Origin of the sequence: Mammaliicoccus fleurettii (assembly GCF_003970575.1) — a bacterium.
Taxonomy (GTDB): domain Bacteria; phylum Bacillota; class Bacilli; order Staphylococcales; family Staphylococcaceae; genus Mammaliicoccus; species Mammaliicoccus fleurettii.
On record NZ_RXWZ01000230.1, the window covers coordinates 23,855 to 28,041 of the forward strand.

Consider the following 4,187-nt stretch of genomic DNA (forward strand, 5'->3'; position numbering starts at 1 on the left):
TGGCACATAAATACCCATTCTCAAATAAAAAGAGCTAATCCATATTTTCGGATTAGCTCTTTTTTCTTTATTTATAAAATCTACGATTTTGTACGTGCATGCTTGCCTAGGGTATGGTTCTAGCCTGTAGTCTCTCACGCATACTATTCCCTCAGGCGTCAGCACTTTACAAAATCGTGACAAAATATCCATTCTTATACAAAAAAATAAAGCACTTTCGTATAATTTAATTAATAACCACAAAAAATAAATTAACGAGGTGCTTTATGTATAAAAATTATAACATGTCTCAATTAACGCTACCACTAGATATTGAAGTTTTAATTCCAAAAAATGATATTGCGTATTTTGTAAATCAAATTGTAGAAACGATACCTAATGAAGAATTCTACGAATTTACTCACGCTCGTGGTGCATCCTCATATCATCCTAAATTAATGTTAAAGATTATACTCTATTCATATACACAATCTGTTTTCTTTGGAAGAAGAATTGAAAGACTTCGATTAACTTGTGACTTAATCTACAACTTGGCAAAACTCTTCGATTAACTAGTGACTTAATCTACAACTTGGCAAAACTCTTCGATTAACTTGTGACTTAATCTACAACTTAGGTCAACTCTTCGATTAACTAGTGACTTAATCTACAACTCAGCCGAACTCTTCGATTAACTCCTAACTTAATCTACATCTTATTTCATTTTTTTAAAATTATTTATGTGCCATTCTCTTTTAGTCATAGGACATTTATGTCTAAGCCTTTAACTTTTTAATTGTAAAAATAATAAAAGCGATAAGCTTCAGGAGGCTTATCGCTTTAGGGTGTGTAACCCCATCCGTTCCATTTCATAATCATATATAAAGACTTCTTACAGTTAATAATAAATTGCATGATGTTTTTTCAAATATGAAGTACATTTATTACAACTTATCATCTGTTTATAGTATAAAGTCATCAGTATAGATTATCAACGTAAATTCAAAAAAAAGATACGTCAAATTTACACTTAATTTAGTTGTAAATAGAGTCTTGTAAGTAGCAGTAGTATAACATTTATAAAAAATATCAGAAATTTCAAAAATCAATGTTTTATTTATGATATACTATTTCTAATTTAGTTATGGGAGGATAATTTATGAGCCAAACAAAACAAAAAACGTCTATTGTTAATAAATTTCTGAATTTAATAGAAAAAGCAGGTAATAGATTACCTGATCCAAGTATTCTTTTCTTCATTTTATGTGCTGGATTAATTTTTCTTTCATGGTTTATTTCATTATTTAATATCAAAGTAGAGAATCCAGGAACAGGGAAGACTGTAGAAGTAACAAGTCTCATTTCTAGAGAAGGGTTTGGGAAAATTATTAGCGAGTCTATAACAAATTTTTCTGAATTTCCAGCATTAGGCTTAGTATTAGCTGTAATGATAGGAATAGGTGTTGCTGAGAAGTCAGGGTATTTTGATAAGTTAATGGTTCAAGTCGTACTAAAAGCACCTAGAAAAATCATTGTTCCTATTATTATATTTGTAGGCATTATAGGTAATGCTGCAGGAGACGCTGCACCAGTGGTTTTACCACCTTTAACAGCACTAGTATTTATAAAGTTAGGTTACCATCCAATAGCTGGACTTGCCATGGCATACGCCTCAGCACTTGGGGCATTTGCAGCGAATTTAACTTTAGGAATGAGTGATGCATTAGTATATGCATTTACTAAACCTGCAGCTGAATTAATTGATAAAGATATTAATTTAAATGTGGCGATGAACTGGTACTTTATTGCAGCTTCAACAATTGTTTTACTTCCTGCAATTTATTATGTAAGTATGAAAATTGTTATTCCAAGACTCGGTACATATCATCCAAATGATGATTCAAATGAGGATGAATCAAATAATGAAATTACTACAAAAGAAAGAAAGGCTTTAAAATTTGCTAATATCAGTTTTCTAATTGTGATAGGAGTATTACTAGCTTTATCTATACCTGAGAATGGATGGTTAAGAAATTCTGATACTGGTAGTTTAATTGAAAAATCTCCTTTAATGGATGGCGTAGGAATTGTTATTCTTGTTGTCTTTTTTGTTCCAGGATTTGTTTATGGCATTGTTTCAGGAAAAATTGGAAACACTAAAGATTTAGGTAAAATGTTATCTGACTCAATGTCGACTATGGGAAGCTTCATTGTAATTGTTTTCTTTGCTGCACAACTACTGGCATACTTGGAATGGAGTAACTTAGGTATTGTTATATCGGTAAAAGGAGCTGAATTACTACAAGGTCAGAATGGCGTTGTATTAATTATCGGATTTATTATATTGAGTAGTATAATTAATTTATTAATTGGCAGTGCTTCCGCCAAATGGGCAATATTAGCACCCATTTTTATACCGATGTTTATGTTGTTGGGGTACCATCCAGCATTCACTCAGATGGTATATCGAATAGGGGATTCTATTACTAATCCAATAACACCTATGATGCCATACCTACCATTATTACTTTCATATGCTCAAAAATATGATAAAAATATGAAATTAGGAACGCTAATCTCTAGTTTGATGCCTTATTCAATTGTCTTGGCAATTATTTGGCCGATATTTATGATTATTTGGTACTTATTAGGTATACCTTTTGGACCAGGTGGAGATATTTACTTTAATAAATAAGATTATTACAAAAGAATTAAATGCTAGATATAATAATTCTATTTAATGTATATTTGTATGATGAGTATTCCATAAAATACTGTCGGTATGGTACAATCTTCATTGGTACATCTATATCATTTGAAATGAAAAATAAGCATTATATAATATATAACAACAAATAGAAAAGGATGATTGAATGTCTCCGTTAATGTTAAAGCCTGTCTTTAAAGAACGCATATGGGGCGGTAGAAATTTAGAAAAAATGGGATATAACCTTCCAGATGGACAAATTGGTGAATGTTGGGGAATATCTGCGCATCAGAATGGGCCAAATGTAATTGCGAATGGTTTGTATGAAGGTAAAACTTTGGACCAAGTTTGGTCAGAACACCCAGAGCTTTTCGGAAATCCTTCTGAAGAAAAGTTTCCATTACTTACTAAAATTCTAGATGCTAATGATAAATTGTCAGTTCAAGTACATCCTGATGATACATATGCCTCAGAACATGAAAATGGTGAGTTTGGAAAGACTGAATGCTGGTATATCATTGATGCAAAAGAAGATGCAGAAATCATATATGGTACATATGCTAATACAAAGCAACAATTAGAAGAATTTATAAAGAATGAGGATTGGAATCATCTATTTAAACGTGTCAAAGTTGAAACAGGGGATTTCTTTTATGTTCCAAGTGGCACTGTACATGCTATAGGAAGCGGAATCATGATTTTGGAAACACAACAAAATTCTGATACAACATATAGAATTTATGACTATGATCGCATTGGTCAAGATGGTGAAAAAAGAGAACTTCATTTAGATAAGAGTATTGACGTTATTACAGTAGGATCTCAAAGTCCGAATGTACCGCCTAAAAAAATCGATGATGAAGAACAAAAAGGCATATTACTAGTGGAAAGCGAATTCTTTACAGTTGCTAAATGGCAAATTAACGGGACATTCAATTTTAGAAAACCAAGAGATTATTGCTTAGTTAGTGTCATTGAAGGTAGTGGAGAAATTATTACAGATGGAAATGTGTTTGAAGTTGTTAAAGGCGATCATTTAATTTTGACTGCTGATGACTTAGATAATCATATTAACGGACAATTAGAAGTTATCGTTAGCTATGTTTAGAATGGAGAAATTAAAATGAAGAAATTTTTATATTTATCATTAGCTTGTGCTGTTATAGCAGGACTTGGATTATTCTTTGGAATGCCAAAATATCCTACTCCAGTAATACCATTTATTATTGCTTTAATAGGCTTAATCTTAGCTATCTCTACAGTTAAAGATAAAGAGATTTCAGCTGGTCTAAAGTTAGGAGGCATCCTAGTAAATTTGATGCCAACTTTAGCAGGGCTATCATTAATTCTTTAAATTAATAGGAAAAAAAGCAGTTGGCAAAACGTAAATTTGTCAGCTGCTTTTGTATGAATATGTTTAAATTGAACTATTTATTATAAGTATTATATTTTATTTAATTTTTAAATTATTAATCTTTAAAAGTAATATACTATTATAGGG

General features: G+C 31.0%; 3 protein-coding genes and 1 pseudogene. All 4 read left to right on the plus strand.

The window, feature by feature from the left end; genetic code table 11:
- Positions 1–266: 266 nt before the first annotated feature.
- A pseudogene (locus tag CD129_RS12900) lies at positions 267–503 on the plus strand (transposase); the annotation flags it as partial.
- Positions 504–1,138: 635 nt separating this feature from the next.
- A complete protein-coding gene (locus CD129_RS12905; protein WP_115337209.1) occupies positions 1,139–2,674 on the plus strand; it encodes an AbgT family transporter in 1,536 nt (511 codons plus the stop codon).
- Between the two features lie 178 nt (positions 2,675–2,852).
- Positions 2,853–3,794 carry a mannose-6-phosphate isomerase, class I gene (gene manA, locus CD129_RS12910; protein ID WP_115337210.1) on the plus strand — a complete coding sequence of 314 codons (942 nt, stop codon included), beginning with the start codon at positions 2,853–2,855 and terminating at the stop codon, positions 3,792–3,794.
- Positions 3,795–3,809: 15 nt separating this feature from the next.
- Positions 3,810–4,040, plus strand: coding sequence for a hypothetical protein (locus CD129_RS12915; RefSeq protein ID WP_115337211.1), 231 nt, complete (start codon positions 3,810–3,812; stop codon positions 4,038–4,040).
- The last annotated feature ends 147 nt before the right edge of the window (positions 4,041–4,187 follow it).

Excerpts from the sequence above, each read along its gene's own strand:
- CD129_RS12905 (WP_115337209.1), top strand. The coding sequence starts at position 1,139 with ATGAGCCAAACAAAACAAAAAACGTCTATTGTTAATAAATTTCTGAAT.
- manA (WP_115337210.1), top strand. The coding sequence starts at position 2,853 with ATGTCTCCGTTAATGTTAAAGCCTGTCTTTAAAGAACGCATATGGGGC.
- CD129_RS12915 (WP_115337211.1), top strand. The coding sequence starts at position 3,810 with ATGAAGAAATTTTTATATTTATCATTAGCTTGTGCTGTTATAGCAGGA.